This is a genomic window from Arthrobacter sp. 05T442 (assembly GCF_056395945.1).
In genome coordinates this window covers 1-25,720 of sequence record NZ_JBFTKM010000029.1, presented here as the reverse complement: position 1 = coordinate 25,720, position 25,720 = coordinate 1, and the positions used below count along the sequence as shown (strand labels likewise).

Annotated in this window: 21 protein-coding genes and 2 pseudogenes; 8 read left to right on the top strand and 15 right to left on the bottom strand. The window is 64.4% G+C overall.

What is annotated here, in order from left to right:
* Positions 1-563 precede the first annotated feature (563 nt).
* Entirely contained in the window at positions 564-1,622 is a 1,059-nt protein-coding gene (locus AC1DES_RS18240) for a helix-turn-helix transcriptional regulator (protein ID WP_476897114.1), read from the bottom strand.
* Positions 1,623-2,178: 556 nt separating this feature from the next.
* Positions 2,179-2,873, bottom strand: a pseudogene (locus AC1DES_RS18235) (transposase); the annotation flags it as partial.
* Between the two features lie 681 nt (positions 2,874-3,554).
* Between AC1DES_RS18235 and AC1DES_RS18230 the strand changes: the two are divergent.
* The 4 genes and pseudogenes from AC1DES_RS18230 to AC1DES_RS18215 all read left to right on the top strand — a co-directional run bounded on the left by AC1DES_RS18230 (position 3,555) and on the right by AC1DES_RS18215 (position 8,297).
* Positions 3,555-3,947: a hypothetical protein gene (locus tag AC1DES_RS18230; RefSeq protein ID WP_476897113.1), complete on the top strand. Its 393-nt coding sequence runs from the start codon at positions 3,555-3,557 to the stop codon at positions 3,945-3,947.
* 317 nt (positions 3,948-4,264) lie between these two features.
* The gene (locus tag AC1DES_RS18225) at positions 4,265-5,959 is read left to right on the top strand and encodes an APC family permease (RefSeq protein ID WP_476897112.1); all 1,695 of its coding nucleotides are present in this window, start codon (positions 4,265-4,267) and stop codon (positions 5,957-5,959) included.
* 55 nt (positions 5,960-6,014) lie between these two features.
* Positions 6,015-6,463, top strand: a pseudogene (locus tag AC1DES_RS18220) (integrase core domain-containing protein); the annotation flags it as partial.
* A 454-nt stretch (positions 6,464-6,917) separates the two neighbouring features.
* Positions 6,918-8,297, top strand: a complete 1,380-nt coding sequence (locus tag AC1DES_RS18215; RefSeq protein ID WP_476897111.1) for a YibE/F family protein — start codon at positions 6,918-6,920, stop codon at positions 8,295-8,297.
* Between the two features lie 320 nt (positions 8,298-8,617).
* On the opposite strand, the gene AC1DES_RS18210 is transcribed toward AC1DES_RS18215, so the two are convergent.
* The 10 genes from AC1DES_RS18210 to AC1DES_RS18165 all read right to left on the bottom strand — a co-directional run bounded on the left by AC1DES_RS18210 (position 8,618) and on the right by AC1DES_RS18165 (position 15,759).
* Positions 8,618-9,988, bottom strand: a complete 1,371-nt coding sequence (locus AC1DES_RS18210) for a sensor domain-containing phosphodiesterase (protein WP_476897110.1) — start codon at positions 9,986-9,988, stop codon at positions 8,618-8,620.
* Between the two features lie 426 nt (positions 9,989-10,414).
* Positions 10,415-10,750 (bottom strand): YciI family protein, encoded by a 336-nt coding sequence (locus tag AC1DES_RS18205; RefSeq protein ID WP_476897109.1) that lies wholly within the window; start codon positions 10,748-10,750, stop codon positions 10,415-10,417.
* Positions 10,751-10,904: 154 nt separating this feature from the next.
* Entirely contained in the window at positions 10,905-11,117 is a 213-nt protein-coding gene (locus tag AC1DES_RS18200) for a hypothetical protein (RefSeq protein ID WP_476897108.1), read from the bottom strand.
* A gap of 45 nt (positions 11,118-11,162) precedes the next feature.
* The gene (locus AC1DES_RS18195; RefSeq protein ID WP_476897107.1) at positions 11,163-11,396 is read right to left on the bottom strand and encodes a hypothetical protein; all 234 of its coding nucleotides are present in this window, start codon (positions 11,394-11,396) and stop codon (positions 11,163-11,165) included.
* 357 nt (positions 11,397-11,753) lie between these two features.
* Positions 11,754-12,356 (bottom strand): SRPBCC family protein, encoded by a 603-nt coding sequence (locus tag AC1DES_RS18190; protein WP_476897106.1) that lies wholly within the window; start codon positions 12,354-12,356, stop codon positions 11,754-11,756.
* A 24-nt stretch (positions 12,357-12,380) separates the two neighbouring features.
* Positions 12,381-12,821, bottom strand: coding sequence for an SRPBCC family protein (locus tag AC1DES_RS18185; RefSeq protein WP_476897105.1), 441 nt, complete (start codon positions 12,819-12,821; stop codon positions 12,381-12,383).
* A gap of 581 nt (positions 12,822-13,402) precedes the next feature.
* The gene (locus tag AC1DES_RS18180) at positions 13,403-13,819 is read right to left on the bottom strand and encodes a VOC family protein (RefSeq protein WP_476897104.1); all 417 of its coding nucleotides are present in this window, start codon (positions 13,817-13,819) and stop codon (positions 13,403-13,405) included.
* Positions 13,820-14,167: 348 nt separating this feature from the next.
* Positions 14,168-14,386: a winged helix-turn-helix domain-containing protein gene (locus tag AC1DES_RS18175; RefSeq protein WP_476897103.1), complete on the bottom strand. Its 219-nt coding sequence runs from the start codon at positions 14,384-14,386 to the stop codon at positions 14,168-14,170.
* 64 nt (positions 14,387-14,450) lie between these two features.
* Complete coding sequence (locus AC1DES_RS18170) at positions 14,451-14,630, bottom strand: hypothetical protein (RefSeq protein WP_476897102.1); 180 nt, start codon at positions 14,628-14,630, stop codon at positions 14,451-14,453.
* 100 nt (positions 14,631-14,730) lie between these two features.
* Positions 14,731-15,759: an iron ABC transporter substrate-binding protein gene (locus AC1DES_RS18165; protein ID WP_476897101.1), complete on the bottom strand. Its 1,029-nt coding sequence runs from the start codon at positions 15,757-15,759 to the stop codon at positions 14,731-14,733.
* Between the two features lie 319 nt (positions 15,760-16,078).
* Here AC1DES_RS18165 and AC1DES_RS18160 point away from each other — a divergent pair, with 319 nt between their 5' ends.
* From AC1DES_RS18160 to AC1DES_RS18150, 3 genes are read left to right on the top strand one after another with little or no spacing between them, the layout of a single operon-like run.
* Positions 16,079-16,903 carry an ABC transporter ATP-binding protein gene (locus AC1DES_RS18160; protein WP_476897100.1) on the top strand — a complete coding sequence of 275 codons (825 nt, stop codon included), beginning with the start codon at positions 16,079-16,081 and terminating at the stop codon, positions 16,901-16,903.
* Positions 16,904-16,911: 8 nt separating this feature from the next.
* On the top strand, positions 16,912-17,655 hold the full coding sequence (locus AC1DES_RS18155; protein WP_476897115.1) for an ABC transporter permease: 744 nt from the start codon (positions 16,912-16,914) through the stop codon (positions 17,653-17,655).
* Positions 17,652-18,275 (top strand): TetR/AcrR family transcriptional regulator, encoded by a 624-nt coding sequence (locus tag AC1DES_RS18150; protein WP_476897099.1) that lies wholly within the window; start codon positions 17,652-17,654, stop codon positions 18,273-18,275. The genes AC1DES_RS18155 and AC1DES_RS18150 overlap by 4 nt, the downstream gene beginning before the upstream one ends.
* An 887-nt stretch (positions 18,276-19,162) precedes the next feature.
* Here AC1DES_RS18150 and AC1DES_RS18145 read toward each other — a convergent pair.
* The 3 genes from AC1DES_RS18145 to AC1DES_RS18135 form a co-directional block, all read right to left on the bottom strand.
* Entirely contained in the window at positions 19,163-20,191 is a 1,029-nt protein-coding gene (locus tag AC1DES_RS18145) for a DUF6454 family protein (RefSeq protein WP_476897098.1), read from the bottom strand.
* Positions 20,192-20,695: 504 nt separating this feature from the next.
* On the bottom strand, positions 20,696-21,667 hold the full coding sequence (locus tag AC1DES_RS18140; RefSeq protein WP_476897097.1) for a magnesium transporter CorA family protein: 972 nt from the start codon (positions 21,665-21,667) through the stop codon (positions 20,696-20,698).
* A gap of 641 nt (positions 21,668-22,308) precedes the next feature.
* Positions 22,309-23,433, bottom strand: coding sequence for a hypothetical protein (locus AC1DES_RS18135; protein ID WP_476897096.1), 1,125 nt, complete (start codon positions 23,431-23,433; stop codon positions 22,309-22,311).
* Positions 23,434-24,432: 999 nt separating this feature from the next.
* On the opposite strand from AC1DES_RS18135, the gene AC1DES_RS18130 reads away from it, so the two are divergent.
* The gene (locus tag AC1DES_RS18130; protein WP_476897095.1) at positions 24,433-25,617 is read left to right on the top strand and encodes an integrase catalytic domain-containing protein; all 1,185 of its coding nucleotides are present in this window, start codon (positions 24,433-24,435) and stop codon (positions 25,615-25,617) included.
* Positions 25,618-25,720 lie beyond the last annotated feature (103 nt).

Below are 25,720 nucleotides of genomic sequence, written 5' to 3'. Positions count from 1 at the left end.
ACAACCGGCCACCGTCAAACCCATCAACCGGGCCTGGAACAACTGAAAGTTCCGGAGGTTCTTCAATGAGGCAACGAAGCACTCAACCGGAGGTTTTCAGATGAGGCAACGAATCACCCTTCCCGGAGGTATTGCAATGAGGCAACAGGCCGCCGTGTGGCGTCGCACTGCGGAGTGATTGAGAGATAGGTAAGGTGTCGCCCTCATGGGCATCGGGGGTGGGCCCGAAGCCCTCTGCGGATAACGCCAGCCGGCAGAGGACGTCGGCAAGAAGGCTTACATAGGATGGCAGCGGTCACCGTCCCGCGGCCGGAGCCGGGCGCGGGTTGATGGTTCATCCGGTGCAGAATTCATCGGGATTTGCCTCATTTGGTGCAGATCTGCGGGCGGCCTCATGCCGGGTCCGCCGGCGCCGCTATCGTTACGACGACGGGTGAGGTCTCGGTCGCAATTGGGGGGATCGAGAACCCACCTGACTCCGGGCCGCCCGGACGGGCTGGGCGCTCTCCGGCACTCTGTGGGGTACACCGTACAGGCTGTCGGAGAGCGCGGAACCTGGAATCCTACCTATCGAGTGATCGCCGGAGGTCTTCCAGGTAGCCCAAAATAACGGGTGGGTTCTCCCTGAGATCACGCGCTGTCAGCCCGGTGGTCTCCTTCAGGGCTCTGCGTAGGCTCTGGGTATTGGAGAAACCGCTGCGGACGGCAAGTTCGTCAATGGGTCGGACCCGCCATTCCTTGTCGAGAAGCAGCTCCAGTGCTCTCGCTGTCCGCAGGGCGCGGATGCGGGCGCCCACTCCGAGGTCTTCCTGTTCGAAGAGGCAGAACAAAGCCCGGCGGGAGATATGGAAGTGCTCCGCTATGGCGTCTACCGCCAGATCCCGGGAAGCGTAGTTCCGGTGAATGTGTTTCTTGATTTCCAGTCGTTGTGACGGTTTGAGTGATTCGGGCTCCGCGGGAACTTCGAGCAAGGAGGAGATCAATGACGTGATGACGGAGCGCAGGACTGTGGCTGCCGCATCTGGGTGTGCCTCCATGCCTTCATTTCGGCAGCCCAGGAGAACGGGCATCACGAGAGAGCGCAATACGGGATGCTGAATGAGGTTCGGCACACCAGCCAGACGTTTCGCGGCTCCGGCGTCCACGTCCAGGCTGGATCTGTCCAGGTTGAGCTGGATTACATGCATGCCGCGGGGTGCGTGGAAGGCGCCGTCGCGGGTGAGGTCGAGGAAACGGACACGCGGTGCGCTAATGGAGGCCGGTTGTCCGGAGAAGTTGTACGTCGCGGATTCGGCCTTCACGAAGTACGCCAGGCGGAGATCGTCCAGATCCGGGTTCGCATTCCAAAAGCCGGAAGCAGGTTCGTTCCGAAGCTCTACCACGCTGAAGCCCGGCCCGGTAAAACTCGTGGCGGAAGGACAGAAGAGCGGGGACACCGGTCCGGTGGCTTCCAGCCGGACCGGGGTGTCGACTGCTTGGCCGTACCAGGCCCGCCAATGCTCGAACTTCTGCCGCGGAGTCAGCTCCTCCGGAATTTCGTAGCGTTGAAGGGATGCCCGTCTTTCGGATCCGGGGCGGGCGATAACGGACCTCCGGTCCGGGCTAATGGCGTCAAGATTCATGCTTCCCCTCCTCGTTGGCAGCGACAGGGTCCCCGGCGCATGTAATCATACTCTGCCTGATCCCACCACCGAGGGGAGGAGCGGTCAACGCGGTGGACGGTGGCCATTCGTTGGCAGGTTCCCGGCCGGCGTTGAATGAACGGCTTTGGACATTTTGGCCAGTTACTTTGTTGACCGTTTTCTCTATTTGGACGATACCGTCGCTGGTTTAGGGAAGGCGGGAGATGTTCTGTCGGCGAACGTGGTCGGGGTCACGCCCGCTGGCCCATTGTCTCGAAAACCCACCGGTACGACCAGCCGGAGGTGTCCCAGTGGGAGTTCACGTCGTACCCGCAGCGTTCCAGCAGCGACCGGCGGCCGACCCCTTGGGCCAGAAATACTTGACACAACCAGGGCCGCCCCTGGTCAACGATTAACCGCGCTGGCGATCGGGAGCTCCCGGTGGGGAAGGCTTGAAGAATTCGCCCAACATGCGGCCCTGCTCTTCGGTCATCCAATACTCCGTCGAACCCGGGCCCTCATGCGTGTCGTATGTCAGTGAGATGCGCACGCCTGGATCCTCCAGCACGCGGTAAAACGTCGACAACGATCCCAGATAGATTCCCTGGTCCAGCAGCTTCGTGTAGACCTGCACGGGTGCCAGGTCCACGAACTCCGGCGAGTTCAGCGCTGACAGGATCACGGCGCGCTCGGCGGCGCTGAGCTTGTTCTGCGGCACCACCGGCATCTGGTCCCGCGGCGGGGCCGGTTTCCGGTTCGCGGTCGTCCGGGAAACACCCGTCAACGATGCCGCCCGGCGTGATGGGATCTTCAGTTCCAGCATCGACCGGTACGTGGCCATCAGCGTTTCCTGGACCGGGGCCCGTCCGGCATATCCTCGGAGGCGCTCTCTAAGAACGCCTGTAGTTTTCCCATCAGATCCAGGGCTGCCTCGGTCTTCTTCAACCGGCTCTCACTCACCTCTAACTGGCGGCGCAAACGCGCGTTCTCGGCCTGATCCGCCGAGACCTTCCCGACCGATTCCCCGGCTTTCTTCCCGGCCAGCACGCCGGCATCACGCAGCCGCCGCCACTCGGTCATCTGCGAGGAATACAAGCCCTCCCGGCGCAGGAAAGCACCGCCTTCATTGCTCTGGCACGCGGTCTCGTACGCGGCCAAAATCTCGAGCTTCTGCACCGGGGTGAACGACCGTCGAGGCCGCGGCCCACCGGCCCGAGGCCCGGAACTACTACTACTACTACTACTACTCACAGCACTATCTTCGCGTACTGCACTCAAAACTGGACTGGACATGATTACTGGGTTCCTGGCTCTCGCCCCACGTGATTAAACGGACTTGCTATGAGACGTTGGTACCGTTCCAGCCTGACACGTAGGGCCCGGGCGTGTTGTTCCCGAAGGGACTGCCCCGGATTTCGTTGACTCTTGACCTAGCGAACGAGTGTTCGTGGAAGGATATTGACCACGCCGGCGGCTTATGGGGCGGAGTTCCGCAGTGTGAGTTGTGTTCGCTTGGGGCAACGAGCTCCGCTGCGCCGTTGATGGTGCGCGCCACTTAGTGGAGGGCCGCGCCGTCGGGTGATCATGCAGGTGGCGGTTCCCTTCTCCATGAGATGTTCGGAAAGGAGGAACCCGCCGCCATGAAGTTCGTCGATTTCCAGCATGAGAGTCGCCCCGTAGTGCGGTGCTTGTTCGTGGTCGGGTCCGGTTCCGGTGGGTGCAGCTGCATCGGGCAGGAGAGGGCGGGGCCGGCGGCAAGCCTGATGATCCGGTGGATCCCGCGAGATACAAGGCGATGGAGGCCTGGCTGCGGGAGCTGGAAAGGGAGAATGACTTCCTGAAAAAAGTTTCGGCGTTCTTCGCCAAAGAACAACGGTAGAGGATCTCTACCGGCTTGTTCAGGAGAAGAACGCCGATTTCCGTGTGGCCTGGATGTGCGCCCGGCTGGGCATTCCGCGGGCCTCGTATTACCGGTGGCTGGACCACGAAGAATCACCGACCGCTGCCCGGCACGGGGAACTGACCGGACTGGTCAAGGCGATGTTCGATTCCTCCGACGGGATCTTCGGCCATCGCATGTTCCACACCAAACTCGCCGCCACGGTGACCCGCTTCGTGAAGGAACATTCGGGTATTCAAGGCAAGGAACTCAAAACCGATGCAGACGGCGGATCTAATGAAGTAAGCCGCGGAGCTGAATTCAACTCAACCGAGAAGGCTCGACCACGTGTTCTGATGACACGTTTCGGAGATCCCCCGGGCGGATCAGCTGAGCTAGCGCCGGACCGGGCCACTCCGAGCCGAAACGAGCCGCATTCCGCTTGACGGAATGACCCGCCTGGCCGGGTCGCGGACCCGCACCACCGCAATCGACGTCGTCAGGCTCACCAGCGACGCCGTCCCTAACGCCTCGGTGATAGTTTCGTCGTCGACTCGGCTCAGGCGGCCTCCCAGCTTCGGTCAGCCTCAGCAGTGGTGCCTGGAGTGCTATCGTTCGCCGTTCGATGCCAGGCTGGCGCGGCACTGGACCGCCGACCGGATGTGGTTGCCCGGGTCGGTGCGACGCGACTCTTTCCAGTTGGCACCGGGGTCGCTATGGTCAAAGAATAATGACTGTATTGCCCCCCAAGGGAGTGGATCGTATGACAAGTGAGGTAGTCGTCGGGCCCGGCGGGGGACGGGTGCATGCCCTGAAAAGGGTGGTCGGATTCTGGGGACTTCTGTTCGTGTCCCTCGGTTCCATCATTGGGTCGGGCTGGTTGCTGGGTGCGCTCGGGGCCGCGCAGACGGCAGGTCCGGCTTCGATCATCTCGTGGTTGCTCGCCGCGGTGTTGCTGGTGGTTCTGGCGCTCATTCATGCCGATCTGGGCGCGGCCTATCCGGTGGCCGGCGGCACCGCGCGGTACCCGCATTACGCGTTCGGTGCCCTTGCCGGTTTCACTGCCGGGTGGGCCGGCTATCTTCAGGCGGTGACGATCGCTCCCATCGAGGTAGAGGGAAGCATCACCTATCTTGCCAGCGCACCATGGGCTTCGGGTATCAAGATGGTCAACCCTGACTCGACGCTCACTCCCGTCGGGTTGCTCATCGCTGTTCTCTCGCTGGCGCTGTTCACGGTGATCAATCTCCTGGGCGCGAAGTGGCTCTCGGACAGCAACATCATTCTGGTGATCTGGAAGACCGTGGTTCCGGTCGTCACGATAATTGTGCTCATCATTTTGACCTTGCACCCGGGGAATTTCAGCCAGGGTGCGGGTGGTTTCGCGCCGAACGGCGTTCATGGAATCTTCGCCGCGCTTCCGCTGGGGGTGGTGTTCGCACTTCAAGGGTTCGAACAGGCCGCCCAGATGGCCGGGGAAGCCCGCAACCCCAAGAAAGATGTTGCCAGGGCGATCATCATCGCGATGTTCATCGGCGCAGCGATCTACATCCTTCTGGAGGTAGCGTTCATCGGTGCACTGAACCCTGAGGACATCGCGCATGATTGGAAGAACCCGGTGGGGACCGGTTCGTTCGGTCCGTACTACGCCTTGGCCATTGCTGCGGGAGCGGGATGGCTGGCGACAATTCTTCTCATCGACGCGGTCGCCTCACCAGCCGGCACGGGCTTGGTCTACGTCGGCACGTCCGCACGCATTTCCTACGCCCTCGGCGAGGACGACGCTCTGCCCGGCTCGCTCACCAAAGTCAGCAAGCGCGGCGTTCCGTTCGGGTCCATCCTGTTGTCCTTTGGTGTGGGGATGATCGCCCTACTGCCGTTCCCCAGCTGGCAGTCCCTGGTCGGGCTGGTCACAGACGCTACGGCCATCATGTACGCGTTTGCCCCGGTTTCCCTAGGTGCGCTGGTCCGCCAGCACGCCGGGCGCGAACACCCGTACCGGATTCCGTGGCCGTCGGTCCTGACCCCGTTGGGGTTCGTGGCCGCAAATCTGATCATCTATTGGTCCGGGTTCGAGGCCATCTGGAAGCTGCTGACCGCGATTCTTCTGGGCCGCATCATTTTTGAGATCGCGCTCCGCCGCTCAAAGTCCCTGCAGGAGCGCCGCGACATCGACTGGCGTGCCGCATCCTGGATCTGGCCCTGGCTGATCGGCATCCTTGTGATCGGGCTGCTGGGCCGCTACGGTACCGGATCGCTCAGCGTCCTGCCCGAGTGGATCGATATTCTCTTCGTGGTTGTCTTCAGCCTCATCATGTTTTACTACGCGGTCAGCCTCGCCATGACACCCGACGACATTGCAGCAGCGGTGGAGGAGGATGAATTCGAATTCGAAGCGATCGACCTTCCCGTCACACCCGACGTGCCGGAAACGTCGAACCCTACCGTCCAGGGGTGAACTGTCGCGGCTGTCGGACTAACTGGCCCGAAGTGAGGCACCGAAGGCGCTCGTTGCCATCGCCGACCACGTGCGCACCGAGCTCGTCGCGGACGCGCTCAAGAACGCCGCCGCTATAACCCGGATCGCGCCTGACGCGATCTGGCACTCCGATCGGGGAAGCGTCTACACCTCGACAGATTTCAGGACCCTGGTGGACGGCCCGATCATGCGCTCCTCGATGGGACGAACCGGCGTGCTGGGACAACAGCATGGCCGAATCGTTCTCCTCAGCCCTGAAAAAACGAGCGTGTGTACCGGACCGTTTACGCGACCAAATCACAAGCACGGAGCGACGTCATCCGCTACATCGAGGGGTTTTACAACAGCCGTCGCCGTCACTCCGCGCTCGGTTACCGGCGGCCTAACGAAGTCCACTATCGTTATCCGGAACCGGGGTCCCGGCCGGCTGCGTGGCCAGACAAGGATTCGTGGTCTCGGGCCGGCCGCCGTTCACGCCGATGAGAGCGAACTGTGCGGGCATCGGAAGGTCAGCGCCGCACTGAGGCCAGGAGATGTCATTTCCCAGCGCCGCGGCATCTGGAGGAGGAGTCCCCGGAGCATCGTCTGCGGCGCTGGCCGGGCCGGCTGGCCACCCGAACAGGAGACAAGCAACGATGAGAACTTTTGCGGCTTTCATGAACGGACCCCGCTTCCGAACGAATTGCAACGGGCCGGCAGCGGCCCACTTCGAATCCTAGGAGCGCTGCCGATGACCGTCACGGGTGGTCGTTACTGGACTCAGCCGCGTGATTCCGGACCGGACACGCGTCGTCTACCTGTTCACGGGCCGCTTGGCGACACCTGCCGGGAACGATCTGCCCCGGCCGCAGCGCAGGTGGGGCGGGTCATCCCGGACGCGGTTGGCCTGAGATCGGCCGCGGGGCACTTATCCTCGAATCATGAGGTTGAGCAGCTGATGGGTCATGGACATGCACACGCGGGGTCCGGCGGCGAGGGTCCCTCTGCCCGGGCGGTGGCCGGGCGGCGCAGGGCCAACATCCTGCTTCTGGCCGTTCTCGTCCCGCTGGCGGCCTTGACAGTGGCGGCGATGGTGTTGATGTGGCCCACGGGTAACCGCGGGGACTTGAAGGTCACGAGTCCGTATGCTGCCGCGCCCGGGGTGAGTTTTGATACCGGCACGGTGCAAAGCGCCGGTACGGAGGACTGTCCTTCGTCCGCTGCGGTCGTCGCGGCCGGAGGGACCGGGGCTAAGTGCCTGGTCGCCCACACCCAGCCGGACCAGGGCGGGAATCTCGTCGCCGTGGAGATCACCCCGGAGATCGCTAAGTCCCACGGGGTCAAGGCCGGCGACAAACTGCGTTATCTCAACCTCGCCAAAGTTGTCCCGGCCAACGCGGGTTCGCAATATGTCTTCGTGGATTTTGTGCGTACGATGCCAGTGCTGCTCCTGGCGCTGCTCTACGCCGTGACGGTGATTGCCGTCGCCCGCTGGCGCGGCCTGCGCGCGATCATTGGCCTGGTCGGCGCCTACGTCATCCTGGCCGCGTTCGTGCTGCCCGCCCTGCTGGAGGGCCGCCCGGCCCTCCCCGTGGCTCTGGCCGGCGCCGCCGCGATCATGTTCGGGGTCCTGTATTTCGCCCACGGATTTTCCGCGCGCACCTCCACCGCCCTGCTGGGCACCCTCTTCGGTCTCGGCACCACCGCGCTGTTGGCGACTTGGGCGGTCTCGGCCGCATACCTGACCGGGATAGGGGATGAGAACACCTACCAGCTGATCAACGTCTCCGACAAGCTCTCCATCTCCGGCATCATCACCTGCGGGCTGATCATCTCGGGCCTGGGCGTGCTCAACGACGTCACCATTACCCAGTCCTCTGCCGTCTGGGAACTGTACGAACTGGCCCCAGCGACGACGGCGAGGAACCTATTCACCTCCGCGATGCGCATCGGCCGGGACCACATCGCCTCCACGGTGTACACCATCGCCTTCGCCTACGCCGGGGCCGCCCTGCCGGTCCTGATTTTGGTCATGCTCTACGACCGTCCCCTGCTCGACGCCCTCACCAGCGGCCAACTCGCCGAAGAAGTCGTGCGCACACTCGCCGCCTCCATCGGACTGGTCCTGGCCGTGCCCGTCACGACCTTCCTCGCCGTCCTCGTCGTCAAAGCCACCGCCCGATCCCGCGACCTCGACGCCGGCAGCCCAGAGGAACCGCACCCCTCTGCCGGGACCACCGCAGTTCCAAGCGACGGCGTGCACGACGGCGCAGCGCTCGGAGCCGTCTACGAGTCCCGCCGCGAACGCCGCCAGGCGACACAGGGCGCCGGCAGATAGGCAACCATAAACCGCCAACCGCCACGGCTTCCCCGCATGGGTTGCAGCGTGGATGCCAATGAGCTGAGCGGTCCGACCCCGTTGGCAAACACGAGCTTGATGGTTTGTTCGGGTCAACTGTGTTGGCCGTGGGTGCGTCTGAGTTCAGTTCCAAAAGCCCAAGGCGCCTGGGCTGGGGATGGACCCTGGCGGCAATGACGGCAAGCTGGAACTCCGGAGCAGTGTTTGCCGCGAACACACCGCGCACTGCCGTGGGAGCTCGGGCTGGCCCAGCGGCTAAGCGGTTCCGGCCGCGGTGGCCAGATGGGTGGGTCCTGCTGCTAGGGCCGGTCCGGGCCCGTCCCCGGGCGTGAGGTCTCGTACCAGGTTGCCCAGTCCTTGGGATGGATCGATGGTCTGCCGATGAGGTAGCCCTGTCCGGCCGTCATGCCGATTCCTGCTACGGCGGCGAGCTCGGCGGGGGTTTCGATTCCTTCGGCAACGAGGGTTGCGCCGATCTGGCGCGCGAATTCGACCAGGGCCGCACCGAGGGCGCGCTGGCCCTGGTCGTCGTCGATCCCTGCAATGAGGCTGCGGTCCAGTTTGATGATGTCGGGCCGGATGTGGAGCACGTGCCGCATGGAAGCGAACCCCGAGCCTGCATCGTCGACGGCGATGCGTAAGCCTTCGGCCCGTAGTGGCGCCAGCACCGAGAGGAGGGGACCGTACTCGGATACTTCCAGCCTTTCCGTCAGTTCGAGGACCAGCCTCGTCAGCGACAGGCCGGACCGCTGCAAGAGACCGGGCAACCGTGGATCCAGGCAGGTCTCCGGTGAAATGTTCAAGGCCACATAGATGTCCGGAGGAAGCGCCTGGGCGGCCGCCAGGGCGGTTTCCAGAGCGGCGAATTCGAGTTCACCCAACAAGCCCACCTGGGCGGCTTCGGCGAACCAGAACTCCGTTCCGGCGCCGTCCTCGTCGACGAATCGGGCCAGCGCCTCGACGCCAAGGAGCTTTCCGGTGCTCAGGTGGTGGATGGGCTGGAACGCAGTCAGCAGCATTTCCTGGTCAATCATTCCCTGGAGCTTTTCCCGGCTGAGGGAATTGATTGCCTCCCGTGCGCTCAGCGGCGGCAGTACCCTGCTCGTCCCTTCAAAGCCGCCACCCTGCCCCTCCGTCGATGGGCGCGTTGTGCCCGAGACGTCCATCCAGACGGCGCTGCCGTCGCGGTGCCGGCACCGCACAACGACCCCGTCCCAGCCCGGCCCCGCTGCGGCGATGTCCGCCTTGGCCCGGGCAAGGTCCCGGCCGTCGATGACGAGGTCGTATCGCCGGCCGAGAAGTTCCGACGGCTCCCAGCCCAGCAGGCCGGCGCTGGCCGGGCTGCAAAACGTGAAGAGCCCCTGGTCATCCAGCGCCCACACCCATTCATGGCTGGTGCTCAGAACGGTGTCCATCAGTTGGGCGGTTGCCCTCGTGCGGCTTCGCTCCGCCCGGTGGCCCCGGCGAAAACGCACGGCCAGAACGACGGCCATCGTGATTGGCATCACGATGACGAAGGCCGCCATCAGCTGGTCGAACGGATCGTCGAGGATGCCTTCGGGGTCAAGGATCAGGGCAGCGCCGGCGGTCAGGGCGAACACCACCTGAACCACCAGCACGCACACCAATACATCCCGCACCCGCGGCGTTCCGGAAACCTTGCTCGTCATGCCCCTACCCCCAGTTTGGTTTACTGAGAGTACCCCGTCGGAACCAGCATCTTCACGAAATGCACCGGGTTTTCGCATTGTTGCAGGTCCGGCTCCCGTATCTCTTGCTGTGGAAGCAGTTCGGAGTGCCCAGACATGGAGACTCCGAGTTTTCGTTACCGGCACCGCTCCGTGACACACCGGTGGAACGTGGCGTTGGTTATCTCTGCCTTGTCGATGAATTCTCTAATTACCACATTGAGTGTTGAATGAGTCCTTCGAGGCCAAGAGGGCGTGGCAGCTTCCTCCCCTTCGTCACCCGCGGCGGAAAGATGCAGAGCAGCCAGGCCGTGGCCTGACCGCCGTATCACGATACTGGCGCAAGCCGGGCAAGGCCCCTTGCCGGCCGTCCTCAGGGACGACGACAAGGGACCTTTCGCGTTCGGGCTACATTCCGGGGATGTCCAGGGCCGGGTAAACCTGGATGGAGGCGCCGGGCATCATCAGGTGCGGGTGGCCGTCCATGAGCGCCAGCGCCTGGTCCATGTCCTCGGCCTCAAGGATCGAGTAGCCGCCGACGCCTGCAGCGGTGTCGGATGTGCCGGTCGTGCTGATCTCTCGTCCGTTGCCCAGCGGGGCGCCCATGTCGGTGAGGTGCTGCCCGGCGCGGCCGGCCCAGTCCATCCAGGCCTGCATGCCGTCCGCGGCGGCCGCGGGGTCGTTGTTTTCCATGGTTGCCTCTGCTGACTCCGGTGCAGCGTAGATCACGACAAACTTGGACATGCTTTCCTCCATCATGAAGGGGCCCCGGACGGGCCCTGATGCCTGAACCTTACGTGAAGAAACTGAACGCAAGGTGCGGCGCCTGCCCGGACCTCGGCTCCACAGGGGACACCGGTGGCTTTCCTGGAGCCAGGGTCGTCCGGCGGCTTCTGGGTCAGGGAATGGGTGCTTCTTCGTCGGAAAGTTGTTGATCTTCCAGCCGTGCGTCTTTGAACCCGGAACGGAGAAGCGCCATGGAGGCCAGCACGAGGAAGACGACGGAGGCCCAAAGCGCCGCGCCGGTGCCTGCGATGGTGGCGATGAAGCCGCCCAGAGGTGCCCCGATGACGATCATTCCACGGTTCACCGACCGCACAGTTGCACTCACGCGGGCAATGAGTCTGTCCGGGGTCACGGCCAGGCGATATCCCGTTTACAGCGGGCCTTCCACGCCCGTGGCCATGCCGAAGAGCAGCTGCCCGGTGCCGGCCAGGGCCAACGCAGCCCATAGCTCCCCGGACCATTGCAGCGCAGAGCCGTAAATCTGACCGGTATGGGTGCCACAGGCCTCGATGGGTGCCCGCGCAACAAGGGCAACCGCCAACGGCTGGGCTGTGCGCGCAGCAACCATGGTCCTGCCCGTGCCCCAGCGATGTCCCAGACGCATGGAAAGGCTGGCGCCTACGACCGGTCCCTCGAAGACTTTCCAGGTCCATCAAGCCCGGAACGGGGAGACATCCCCGGCCGAGGCCGCCGCTGATGGGCATCGTTCGGCGGGGGAACCGGTCAATCCAGACTCCGGCGACAATACCGAAGAGCGGATACGGGGCCCGCCGGGCGGCATTGACCAGGCCCGGGTCCAGGGTGTTCCGTTCATTGTGACCAGAATCAGAACAGACAGGGCCGGGGTCGTGATACAGGTGCCGAAACCGGACACTGTCGAGGCGAGTCAGAACCTGACGAACACCGGATATTGGCGGAGCTGTGACGGCACGACGGCCGGGGCATCGGCAGGAACTTCCACTCAACCCACATGATCTCGTTGACTTGGAGCCAATCGGCGACGCTTAAGATAATCCGCGTGGATCGTTTCCCACGAGGGGTAGATCTCGGCCCACCAGCGCGGCCACGGGACCGGTTTCCCCTCGAGGGCTTCCTGGAGGTGGTCCAGATGGGTGTGCCATCCCGCCAGGCTCCGGGCCACCATGGCCTCGGGCGCGGAAATGGTGTTGGTGAATATTAGGCGCGTGCTGTGGGCGGCGCCGCCGACGCGCGCAGCGGTCAGTTCAAAGCGGATGCTGCCGTGCATCTCGTTGCTGATTTCGAATACGTGCGGCGGATCCACTGTGAGGACTGTACCGGTCCACCATTCCATGTCAGTCCCGTTTTCTTCGTCCCTGGCATTGAGCCACTGCAGATCAAAGGAGGATCCGGGCTGCAGGGATCCACGGGACCGGGCCCACCACGTTGCTGTTTCCGCAGGATCGGTGACGGCCTGCCAGAGACGTTGGAGCGGGTGGGCGTATTCCCGCTCGAACGTCAGCCGCACCAGCCCCTGCCCGAGGTTTGTTGCGCGTCCGGGCGGATGGCGACGCAGGTCGGTGTTGATTCCGGGGTGTTCTTTCAACGGGCTTCCTTCAATTCCAGCGCTTCAGCGGGAAGCGGATTCGAGGGTGGTCTTGAGGGCGGCCAATTGCGCGACCTCGCTCTGCATGGTCTTGTTGATCATCGGTCCCATGAGTTTCATGAGTCCTTTCGGGTGCAGTTCCAAGGAAAACCTGATGGCAGTGCCGCCGGGAGCCTCGCTGAGTCGGTATTCGCCGAAGGGCCGGGCCGGGCCGGCAACAACGTGAAAGCGGAGGAGCCGGCCGGGGGCCGCCTCGGTGATTTCATAATCGCCGGCGATGGGCCGGCCGCCGGGTCCGGTCAGGGTCTGGGCGTAAATTGCGCCCACGGCTCCCGCCGGGCCGCTCTTGAGGGCGATGCGTTGAACCCCGTGGCGCCACGTGGGATTGTTGAGTCCGTCCGCGAGGAACGCGTAGACCTCCTCGGGAGTGCGGTTGATGGTGGTTTCATTCTCGGCGTGGGCCATGGTGCTCCTAGGTAGTTCGGGTGCCCGCACGCCTGCAAGGACGGCGGGACTGTGTTTGCTTTGAGTGCACGACACGGACGAGCACGCCCAAATCTGAGCTGGTTGATCCGGCCCGGAGTGTTGACGCCTACGAGGACTCGATGGCGCAGTCTCGTGAAGGGGTGGTTTGCTCATCGTCAGCTCCTTGCCGGAACACCGACGTCGCCCGGTGTTTCGGCAGCTGCAGATACGATGCTGCGCGCGCGTTACCCATTGAATATTCGATACCCGCTACGCGGCCGTCTTTGATAAGTCGACGCGATCCATTGTGCGAAGCGCCTCCCGGACTTTGCTCTGACCGTGGGACGTCGGCTTTGCCAAGACCCTCCTAGGAGCCTACGTCCCACCACGGATGGTTCCATCGATACCGTGCCGATGGAGCCATCCGCCGTTTCGGCCTTAGCCCAGTCAAATCCCCGGGAGAATCCCGGGACTGGTTTCCAGCCAGCCAATTTGGTCGTCGATGCTCGGGCACTACGTCCTCGTCACCCACCGGCACGCTGCTTTCGGGCGCGTTCACTGCCCTCCACTATTTCGGGGTGTTAGTCCTTGGCTCCGGTGATGTTGACCAGCCAGGCCACACCGAACTTGTCGTTGCACATTCCGAAGGTGTCTCCCCAGGGGGCTTTTTCCAGGGGCATGGTCACGGCGCCGCCGTCGGAGAGCTTCTCCCAGTAGCCGCGGAGCTCGGCGTCGTCTTCCCCGCTGAGGGAGATGCTGAATGTGGTGCCGGGGTTGAATTCCATGCGGGCGGGCGTGTCCGAGGCCATCAGTGTCAGGCCGGAGGGTGATTCCAGTTGTGAATGCATCACCAGATGGTCTTCGGCGGGTTCCTGGCTCGCGTGGAAGTCGGCAAAGGTGTTGGTCACCAGCTCGCCGCCGAAGACGCTCTTGTAAAACTCCATGGCTTCACGGGCGTTGTTGCGGAAGCTCAGATATGGATTGAGGCGGGTCGTCATGATGGATTCTCCAGGGTTGTGGGGGCGGTCATGGAAGTACCGGGCCATGCTAACAGCGGGTCACTGCTTGGCAACAGGGGGACTTCGCGGGGCAGTCCGCCATTCGATCACCACGCGTCGAGAGCTGAACGGATCCGTGTGGAGGCAGTCCGTGGCGCAGGGTCCGCCGCCCGATACCGGGTTCGGTGCAAAGCTCCTGACTTTTTGTCCGGACTACGGCTAGGCCGGGTCGTTCGCTGGCAGGGTCGCCGGGCTGGTCGGGGCTGGTTTGATCAGGTAGCCGATGCTCCGAAGGGTGTGGATCATCGGCGAACCGGCGGCGCTGATCTTCCGGCGCAAATAGGAGATCTACAGCTCGACGTTACTGCCGCCCCGGTCGAGATTGCCCGGCCATACCTGCGTCACGATTTCGTCTTCGCGGACGACGGTCCCGGGGTTCTCCATCAGAAGCTGCAGGACCGGGCACTGTGTTTTCGTCAGCGGGACCTGGCAGTCGCCTCTACGGGCAAGCAGCCATCGGGGACGGAGCGTCAGGTCCCCGACGGTGAGCTCGGGATCAAGGGCCACGGCGCTGGCGTTGCGGTGAGCCAGCGCAGGCGCAACGCCACGTCCGCTGTCGTGAAGGGTCCGGTCAGATTGTCGTCCCGATCCGGGTGCCGCCGGCGAGCCGAACAGCAAGGGCAAGTTCGCGGGCCATGACCACTGCCACACCCTGGTCCGGGCGAATGATCAGGACGGGACCGTGTGGTGCGGCTGGGTCGGCCGGACCGGGATGGGCACAGGTGGCGGGAAATGTGCGGCGGGAAGACATGGGGCGCATTTTCCATTGTGTGGATGGGCGATGTCCGGGGCGTTTCCGTGGCATTTCCCGTGAGCCGGGCCTTGGAGGATGGTGTGTGGCGGCTGGCGGTTTAGAGGAGTCCGGCCTGGGTCATGAGGTCGGTGACTTTGGTGCTGTTGAGTTTCGCGGGGTCGATGGCCGGGGCCTGGAGTTGGTTGAGGGGGGTCAGCTTGGGGTTGGCGGGGACGTCGCTGCCGACGGTGTATTCGAAGGAGTCGCCGCCCTGCAGGACCTGCTGGCCGGTTGTACCGGTGATGAAGTTCAGGAACTGCTGGGCCTGGGCTTGTTTTTTGCTGGAGGCCAGGACAGCGCCGCCGGAGACGCTGACGAACGCGCCGGGGTCCTGGTTCTTGAAGTAGTGAAGCTCAACGTTTTTGCTGTTCTCTCCGGTCTGGGCCTGGTCCACAAAGGAGTAGTAGTGGTAGAGGATGCCGGCGTCGACCTCGCCGGAGTTGACGGCCGCGAGGACGGGCGTGTCGTCTTTGTAGGCTTTGACGTTCGTTTTGGCCGCTTCCAGCCATGCCCGGGTGGCGTCTTCGCCCTTGAGCTCGAGCATGGCGCTGATGATCGCCTGGAAGTCCGCGCCGCCGGTGGAGGCCCCGATCCGTCCCTTCCAGGCCGGGTCTCCCAGGTCCATCAGGGATTTCGGGAGCTGGTCCGGGGTGAGTTTGGTTTTGTTGTAGGCCAGCACGGTGGAGCGGGCGGCGATGCCGGTCCAGTCTCCGGTGGAGGGCCGGTACCCGGACGGGACCTGGCTGAGCGTGGCCTGGTCGACCGGGGCGAGGAGGCCTGCGCCGGCGATGCGGACCATGGCGGGGGAGTTTTCGGTGAGGAAGACGTCCGCGGGGGAGTTCTTGCCTTCCTCGCTGAGCTGGTTGCTCATCTCCAGGTCATCCCCGTTGCGGAGGGTGACTTTGATGCCTGTTTCCCTGGTGAACGCGGCCACCCAGGCGGTGGTGAGACTTTCGTGCTGGGCGTTGTAGACAACGATCCCGTCCCCGACGGAACCCGAAGCGCCGGGAGCCGGGCTGCCGCCGCAGGCCGAGAGTGCCAGCAGCGCGGCCGTGGCGGCGGCGGCGGTTTTGATGCGGAGCTTCATCGGGGGCCTTTCATAGACCCCATTCCGGGGAGGAAAGGGGCGGGGTCACGGCAGAAACACGGATCCGGCCCAATCAGGCAGGCCTGAAACCGGACACGAATTTAGTAGGTAAGGCTCACCTAAGATATTCCATGGACGTCAGTTTTGCGAATTAGGGTATGGATTTGTGTCGCAATCCGGCGGTGACCGTTCCGGTGCAGGACCCCGTGAAGCGGGTGGGACGTTTTGAAGGATGCGCCCGCCACGCACCGTTGACGGCAGGCGGCGGCCGGGTTTAGCGTGATTTCATCATCTGATGAATTGTTGACCATTGGAGGTCATGGTGTCCCGCGTCGCTACTGACAACACAGCCCGCAGGGGCCAGGATGGCATACCCGATTCTGCCGGGGCCCCGGCCGTCGAAGCTTCGAACCTGCAGATCTCAAGGGGCCGCACTCAGATCCTGCGGGGCCTGGACTTCACCATTGAGCCCGGCCGCATCACTGGGCTGCTCGGGCCGTCCGGCAGCGGAAAGACCACCTTGATGCGCGCCATCGTGGGGGTTCAGAAAATCACCGGCGGGTGCATCCGCGTGCTCGGGAAGCCGGCCGGCGAGCCCTCCTTGAGGCGCGAGGTCGGATATGTCACCCAGGCGGCCAGCGTCTACACGGACCTGAGCGTGGAAGCCAATGTCAGGTACTTCGCGGCTATGTACGGCGCGACGGCGGGCGACACCGCCGAGGCAATTGCCGCCGTCGGGCTTGAACAGTTCGCCCGGCAGAAGACGGCAGACCTGTCCGGTGGACAGCTCAGCCGGGTGTCACTCGCCTGCGCGCTCGTCTCGTATCCGAAGCTGCTCGTCCTGGATGAACCGACGGTCGGCCTTGACCCGGTCTTGCGAGCCGAGTTGTGGCAGCGCTTTGCTGTTATGGCCGAGGCAGGAACCACACTGTTGGTGTCCAGCCACGTTATGGAGGAAGCCTCGCATTGTTCGTCCCTGCTGCTGTTGCGGGACGGACTGCTGCTGGCGCAGCTCACTCCCGCCGAGCTCGCCGGGCGGGGCCGCAGCAGCGACCTCGAACAGGCGTTCCTGCGCATGATCCAGGACGCAGAGGCCGGCCCGGACCCAGGCTCGGGGGCACAGGAAGGACAGGCGGCACGATGAACCCGCGGATGATGCTGGCCACGACGGCCCGTGTGCTGGACCAACTGCGTCACGACCACCGCAGCATGGCGCTGATCATGGTGGTACCTGCGCTGTTGCTGACCGCCGTCTATTTCCTGTTCGAGAACGAGACCCTGTCCTCCGGGTTCCCACGGACCTTCGATCGCGTAGGTCTAATGATGCTGGCCATCTTCCCGTTTGTGGTCATGTTCCTGGTCACCTCCATCACGATGCTGCGCGAGCGGACGTCCGGGACGTTGGAGCGGCTGCTGACCACGCCCATCCACAAGGCCGATCTCCTGTTCGGCTATGCCCTGGCTTTCTCCATCATGGCGGCGCTGCAATCGATCGTGGCCACCGCCGTGGCGTACTGGGTCTTCGGCCTCGACATCAAGGGTGGCCCCGGGCTGGTGGTCATGATCGCCGTCATCAACGCCGTGCTGGGCGTGGCCCTGGGACTGCTGTGCTCCGCGTTTGCCCGCACGGAGTTCCAGGCTGTGCAGTTCATGCCCGTGGTGGTGATACCGCAAATCCTGCTGTGCGGGCTCTTCGTGGCCCGGGAGCGGATGAACGAGGTCCTCGAGGCGATCTCCAACGTACTGCCGCTGACGTTCTCGGTGGATGCGCTCCAGGAGATCGCGGGCCATGTCGAAGCCACGTCCGCAATGTGGCAGGACACGACCGTCATGACGTCCGTCGTGTTCGGGGTTCTGGTGCTGGCGTCGCTGACATTGCGGCGGCGGACCTCGTGAGCGGCGGCCTTCGGCCGCTTCGGCGGGGGAGGCGGAGCGGCGGAACGGAGTCGAGGGAGCAGATCCTGGCCGCGGCCCGGCTGTTGTTTTCCGAAAACGGCTTCGACGGCACCAGCCTGCGGCAAGTGGCCCGTGAAGCCCAAGTCGACCCGGCCATGGTCCACCACTTCTTCAAGGGCAAGGACGAGCTCTTCGCCTTGAGCGTGGAACTTCCCGCTGACCCGGACGAAGTCCTGGCCGGAGTGGAAGACCTGGGCCCCTCAGAGCGTGCCGAGGCAATCGTCCGGGCTGTGCTGCGCCTCTGGGAAGGCCCCGCCCGTCACGGAATATTGGCCTTCATCCGCGGCACTATCGGCTCGACGGCCAAGACCGCGCTTCTACGCGAAATGCTCGCCCGGACCATCCTGTCCCGAATCATGACCGGAGTGCCGGGGCCGGCGGAGGAAGTCACTATGCGCGGAAACCTGATCGCCACCCAGATGGCGGGACTGATGCTGGTGCGGTATGTGGTGCGTCTGGAGCCGCTGGCGTCGGCTCCGCCCGAGGACGTGGTGCGGATGGTTGCCCCGAACGTCCAGCGCTATCTCACGGGTAATTTGGATGACACACCACCCGGGTAGCTTGCAGCTGTGGTCGCCAGGCCGACGCGGGATGGCCCGGCCAGGCCGTAAACGGGCCAGATGCGCCGGCCGGACCAGCGGGGGACCGATGGTCGTGCCCGGGCACGCCAAAGCCTGACCGTCCCATCGCGGGACGGTCAGGCTTCGGGATGCACCTTCGTGCACCAACGGCGGTGATGTTCTCCGCACCACGCACGCCCAAACAGTCTCCCGCGGATTTCACTCCAAGGCCCCTGGGACACGGAAACGTTCCGGATACGGCGCGGGATCGGCTCAACGTTCTCGCCCGGTATTGTTCCTGTCTTTGGTGTCAACGTCCGGCCCGGCGGCTGTCGGGAGCCCGGTCGGGGCGCCGCCCCGGTGGCTGCGCCCAGGCCTGGCGGGACCGGTGCGCATCCGGGACCGGCACGGAAGGCCGGGGGCGCAGCTAAGCCCCGCTACGGACCGGAGGCGGTGGCCGGTAGTGGGGCTTAGCCGTTGTGGCGGTCCATCCGCGTGCTGGGGGGATGCGGATGAACTCCGGTCACCGTAGCGGACGTAGCGCGGGGGGTCAAAGGGGCGGTTGCCGGGTCAATCGCCGGGCAGGCGTTTAGCCTGGTGGGAGGGCGCTGCGATTCGGACTGTCTGCGGCACGGCCGATCATCCCGTGCACAGCGGAGCCTCGCCGGGGATGTCGGAGGTTTACCGCCGGGCGGACCGGGCGGTATCGGCCGGCTGGCCCGGGGGCAATCGTTCCTGTTCGGGGGGTGCCGGCCGCGGATGGCCGCCAGTCGAACGCTGTGCGGGTGTCCGGTGAGGCACCCGGCCCGGGCCGGACTCCGCCTCCCGTGCGTCGAACGTGGGAGGCGGAGCCCGGCGTGCCGGGGCCGGTTGCGGGGTGTCTGGGGTTATTTGGCGGGGGTGACGGTTGCTTCGTAGGTGAGGATTTCGGTTCCGTTGCCTTCGTCGCCGTTGTCGGGGGCGGTCTTCATGGTGAGGTGGTTGCCGTCGGCGGTCATTTTGAACGGGTTGCGGGTTGCGACGTGCCCGGCGGTGGACCACTGCTGGAAGGGAACGTCGCGGAGCACGTTGTGGGATTTGAGGTCGATCAACGCGATGCCGCCGAGTTCGTAGGTGGCACCGGTGCCTCCGGCTGCCGGGGTCTGCGGGAGGTTGGTGATCCCGGCGCAGATCATCTTGGAGCTGGGCACGTACTGGCAGTCCTGGTAGTCGATGAAGTAGTTCGGGTTTTCCCAGGTTGAGAGCTGTTTGCCCTGCAGGTCCCATTCGGCGAACCGGCGCGAGCCCCAGGTGTTGCCGACCAGGTGGCCGGTCTGTTTGTCCATCACAATGCCGCCGAAGTGGTCTTTGACCTCGAACTGCTTGTGTACGTCGAGGGTGTTCGCGTCGATGCGGTAGATGATGGCGCTGCTGTCGGGCCGGTACTGGGCCACTGGGACCCAGACGTTGGTGCCGTCGAAGTCAATTCCGCCCGGGTGGTACATGTCGCCTTCGCCCAGGATGATGTCTTTTTGCAGGTTGCCGGATTTGTCCATGACGAAAAGGTGGCCTATGCCCTTGCCGGGCGTGCGGTCGAAGCCGTTCTGCGGGGCCGGGAACTTCGTGGTCGGCTCGGTGATCTGGACGGCCGAGAGGAAGATGTGGTCCTGGCTGTAGGCGATGCCTTCGGTGTGGTACGTCGGGAAGTTCAGCTTCAGCTTGGAGGTCTGCTGCCACTTGGTGTTCCGGTCAACACTGTTGAACGCGTCGGCCAGGGCAGTGTCCGTTTTGGCGTGGGCGCCGGATCCGGCATTATCGCCGCCTTGCTGGTCGTTGTTGCCGGCGGCCTGCGCGGCCACTGTGCCGCCGATAGCGGACGCGGCCAGGATGATGGCTGCGGCGGCCGTGAGGATGCCTCGGGTGCGGGTCGCGCTCATGGGGGAGCCTCTCAAAGGGTTTGGGTCTTATCACGAGCTCGCTACGTTACTTCCCGGTAATGAACGACCCGGGGCGCCGTGGTGAACAGCAGGTAGCCGGACGGCCTATAAGCGGCCGTCCAAACCCAGGCACGCGGTAGCGCCGGTGCGCGGTACACCCTGCGGGGCTAACCCGGGGCCACGCTATTCCGGATGTTCCACTGTTCGCCGGCAGCTTCATCATGTAGACGGGGTCTCCGGTGTCCAGAGGACGTGACAGTCGGATCGTACGTTGACTTCAGGACCGTTGCTCCAGGTCAGCGTCTCGGGAGAGGCCGTCCCCGTCCGGGCGCATTGCCGACCCCCAGACCGCTCTCGTCTGGGATGGGCAGGCATTTTCTGCACCGTCTGGGAGGCAGGAAAGGCATGTCTCTGTGGCGGAGACCCTATTCCCTGCCAAGCTCGCCGGAGAAGGGCGAAACCCGAAATCCCCGATAGACGCTGTTCTCGGGCGGGGGTTCCCGGTTAGATCCAGTCCCGTTTTTTGAAGGCCAGGTAGAGGAACACTGACCCGCCGGCCATGAGTGCGGTCGAGAGCCAGAGCCCGTAGTCGCTCTGGAAGCCGAAGAAGGGCACGTTTTGCCCGAAGAAGCCGGTGACGGCGGTGGGGACGGCGATGATTGCGGCCCAGCTGGTGACCTTTTTCATGACGAGGTTCATCTGGTTTCCCTGGATGCTGATGTGGGTTTCCAGAATGGTGGTGACCAGGTCGCGGAGGGATTCTGTCCATTCGGTGGCGCGCAAAACGTGGTCGTAGACGTCCTGGAGGAAAGGCTGCATGGCGGGGCTGCAGCCGATCAGGTCATCCCGGCGCAGGAGAGTGTTGAGGACTTCGCGCATTGGCAGGACCACGCGGCGGAGGCGGACCAGGTTCTTGCGCAGTTCGAAGGTTTTCCTCTGTAGGTCGTGGTCGGGTGAGTGGTCATCGAAGAGTGACTCTTCGAGGGTGTCGATGTAGCCGTCGAGTTCCTGGACTGCGTCGAAATGCCCGTCCACGATCAGATCCAGCAGGCCCCAGAACAGGAAGGGCACCCCATGCGCAGCCAGGTCCCGCTCTGCGTCCCAGTGCGCCATCAGTTTGTCGGTGGCGAACCCGGGCCCGTGCACGGTCACCAGGGCGTTGCGCGTGACGAAGGCGGAGATTTCGGCGATGGCGAGTTCCCCGTTGCCGGGCTGGAGTCCGGCCTGGTAGGCGGAGAGGAAGAGGTGGTTCGGGTAGCGGTCCAGCTTGGGCCGCTGGAAGTCGTGGACTGCGTCCTCAACGGCGAGGCGATGAAGCCCGTAGACCGTCTCGACGCCCAGGAGGTCATCCGCGGTCGGGTCCGTGAAGTCAATCCAGAGCACGACGTCGTCCTGGCGGGCGAGTGCCTCGATTTCGTGGGCGCCGACATCGTCGCGTTCGAGTTTGCCCTCGCGGTACAGCCGGATGAATACCATCCGCCCATGGTACGGGAGCCCGCTCCGGGCTTGCCCGGCTTTGGGGACTGGATAGTCCAGGCATCGAACACCAGGATCTTGGGGGCCGGATATGGCGGGCGTCTGGTCGAACCCGAGTTGGCCGGGGCGCCGGATGTCAGCGGATTTTGAAGTGCACGGGCTCTCTTGTCTTTGCCGGATCAGGTTGGCCCATCTGCGGGCACGAATCCTCGCCACTGTTGACAGGGACGTCCTGGGTCACCAGCCCGGGGACGAGATGCTCATCGAGGTCGGCCAAGGAAACCCCAACTAAGAGGTGCAACCCTGTCCGGCCGCCAAAGGGCGGGGTCCCTTCGTGTTGCCGGGACCGCTGGCCGGTGCATGCTCCCCGAAAGAATCCGCATCAGACGCGGCCTCCCATGGCAGCATGTCGCAAAAAAACTTCCTACAGATAACCTCACCTCACGTTTGGGTCCCACTTGACAAGCGAGGTTCCGGGTTCTTACAGCGGACCGGGCCCTCACCGGCCAGAGACCGGCTCCAGGAATGTGCCGCCAACCGACATCGTCGGCTGGCGGCACAAGCACACGGATCGTCAGAAATGACTATCAATTGATCCGCAATGGTGCCGTGACCTGCGGATCAGCGCCGCCCTGCGGAGGTCAGCTCCCGCAAGGGTCCGGCCAGTTCCCCACCCGGCGCCCGGACGACAGCGTGTGAGGGTTGCGGCGCAGCACCAGCAGGAGCATCACCGCGGCGAGGGCGCCCAGTACGGCAGACTGGGGAACCATGCCGGCAAGCTGTTGCCCGTTGGCCGACTCTGCAGCCGCCAACCTGAGGGCACCCGTTTCGCGCAGACACACACCCGGAATGGAAGGCGTTGCCTGCGCCCCCGGGCCAACGACACCGGCACTCCCCGCGGCACCGGGCAGCGGGGCCACGGGAGCGCTGGCAGGGCCGGTTACCCGTGCACCATCATGCGCACCGGATATATCAGCGAAAATCCCGAAGCCGGCGGGCCCTGAGCCTCCGGCCGACGTGACCGGCGCCAAGATGGTAGATCCGGTCGATGGGGTCGGGGAAGTGGCACTGCTGTTCCCGCCCGGACCAGAGGAAGCGGCAGCCGCGTCATTTGCTCCGCTGCCAGTGGCAGCACCAGAGACCGGGACCGGAACCACAGCGCTACCAAAATCCAGATTTAGGCTGGCCGCAGCCCTCACGTCTCCGGCTCCGTCGTTAGCACTCACGGCGCCGAAACCCGACAGGCCGTCGGGCCCCACCGCCAAAGGTGTCCCTACGCCAACAATGGGCGCATTGGTCAGGGTGCCGGTCAGTGGTGCGCCGGTGCCCGTCAGGGACGGCGCGGCCGGGGCGTTTTCGAACGGTTCCGTTCCTTCCGTGTTGATGGTGACCGGCGCCGTAACCGGCGCATTGGCCACGGTGCCGGCCACTGGTGCGCCGGTGCCCGCCAGGGACGGCGCGGCCGGGGCGTTTTCGAACGGTTCCGTTCCTTCCGTGTTGATGGTGACCGGCGCCGTAACCGGCGCATTGGCCACGGTGCCGGCCAGTGGTGCGCCGGTGCCCGTCAGGGACGGCGCGGCCGGGGCGTTTTCGAACGGTTCCGTTCCTTCCGTGTTGATGGTGACCGGCGAGGTAACCGGCGCATTGGCCACGGGCCCTGTGACAGGGTCGCCGGTGGCGGCAGAGGCTGCGCCGGCACCGAGCACCAGAACTCCTCCTGCGAAAAGGGCGCCGTAGAGGCCGCGTCGTACAGATGTAAGCATCATTTTGGTTCTCCTGATTGAGTCTTCGGGCACGATTGTGCCCATGGTCGCTGGCTGCCGCGAGTCGGGCAGGGGCGACCTGATCAGTCAGGTGAGGAGCCAGGTGGGAACGCCTGATTTTCAGGCAGGTTCCAGTTGTCCCGTGACGATTGGCCCGCGTCCTGGGGGTCACGGCTGAGGCCGACGTACGCCGGTTCGGCCGCTGTCTGAGAGGAAGTCCCGTCTCCGCTGCCAGAACCTGCGGCCAGACCGCTGACCTCCGGCGGCGTCAGCGGAACATGCAGCGGGTGGCCGGAACCGTTCCCGGGCGTTGAGGAGCCGCCCCCCGTCCAGGTGGATACTTCCGCCGAAGGCGAGTCGAGTAGCGGGGACGCGGCCCTGTCAACAGGAGTTCCCGCCCTGGACGTGGGAGTGGTAGAGGTTCTTAGAAGTTCTACCGACGGAGGGGTTCCAGCCCGGGGTGAAGGAAGAATGGTGGCATCGGCGGGCGAGTCGCTAGCCGGAAGTACGAGGGGTAAAGGCAGGTCCGGAACGACGGCGGGGTCCTCCAAGACAGCGGACGGAGGCGGAACGGGCACCCTGAGTGCCGGCAGTTCTGGAACCTGCGGCAGCGTGACAGCAGCTTCCGCGGCCACAGCATCAACGACGTCGTTGACCGCGAGCTCGGTCGTACCGACCACCGCGGGGCTCGGTACTACTACTGCTGGGACCCCGGCGACGGGCAAAGTAGGTGTCGCTCCTGCCGGACCGGTCAGTGGCAATCGGTCGGTAGGCGCCAGCGCCTGCGTTGCCCGCTGCGGTGTGATAAGCACGGATGAGGCAAGGGACGGAATGGGGGCGCTCCCCGCGTCGGCATGAGCGGATGCAGCATCAATGCGCGTTGACTCATAGAAAACCTCCGCGTAGCCGGATACGTTGCCTCAGTTGAAAACCTCCGCGTAGCGGCGTGGTTCACGGCCGTGGCAGCGGATGAGGGTTATGCCCGTTTTCATGGAGCTAACGATGGCCCAGCGCCAGGCTGTGACGAAGAAGAAAGCCCTCGCCTACCAGAGCGCCGATCGTGCAGGGAAAACACGGATCCTGAACGAGCTGGTCGAGTTGACCGGTTGGCACCGCGACTACGCCCGGACGGCCCTGCGGGAGGCCCTGGTCCTGAAGATCGTGAAGCCCAGGCCTGGGCGGACGCCGGTCTACGGTCCGGATCTGCTGCCGCCGCTGATCAAGTGCTGGGCGGTACTGCGCGCCCCTGCCGGCAGGCTTCTGGCACCGATGCTGCCGGTCCTGGTGCCGCTGCTGCGCCGGGACAAGGAGCTTGCGATCACCGATGACCAGGCCGCGCTGCTGATGCGCATGAGCGCCGCGACCATCGACCGCAAGCTAACCGGCGAACGGGCGAAACTCTTCCCGCGGGGACGCTCACACACCAAGCCCGGTACCCTGCTGAAATCCCAGATCCCGGTCCGGACCTGGGCCGAATGGGACGACGCCGTGCCGGGATTCGTCGAGATCGATCTGGTCGGCCACGAGGGAGGAAACAGCTTCGGGGAGTTCTGCTTCACCCTGACAGTGACCGATATTTCCACCGGATGGACGGTGAACCGGTCCGTTCGGAACAAGGCGGCCAAATGGGTCTTCGAGGCCCTCGAGCACGTCACGGCCGTGTTCCCGTTCCCGATCATCGGAATCGATTCGGACAACGGCTCGGAGTTCATCAACGACCATCTGCTGGCCTACTGCCATGCGCGCCAGATCACCTTCACCCGGTCCCGGCCAGGGAACAAGAACGACGGCGCCCACGTGGAGCAAAAGAACTGGGCCAGGGTCCGCGAACTCGTCGGCTACCTCCGCTACGACACCGCCGCCGAGSTGGAGAAACTCAACGAAATCTGGGAACTGGACCGGATCTTCACCAACTACCTGCTGCCCCAGCAAAAACTCATCGAGAAACAGCGGCACGGCGCGAAAGTGACCAAGAAACATGACGCACCTGCCACACCACACCAGCGGGCCATACGCCACGAGAGGATGCACAAACGCCCGATCATCCGGATGAACGCCGCCTTCAAACAGATCAAACCCGGGGCACTCTCACGCCAAATCATGGCACTCACCGCCCAGCTGGAAACACTGGCCAGAGCCAAACAACCGGCCACCGTCAAACCCATCAACCGGGCCTGGAACAACTGAAAGTTCCGGAGGTTCTTCAATGAGGCAACGAAGCACTCAACCGGAGGTTTTCAGATGAGGCAACGAATCACCCTTCCCGGAGGTATTGCAATGAGGCAACAGG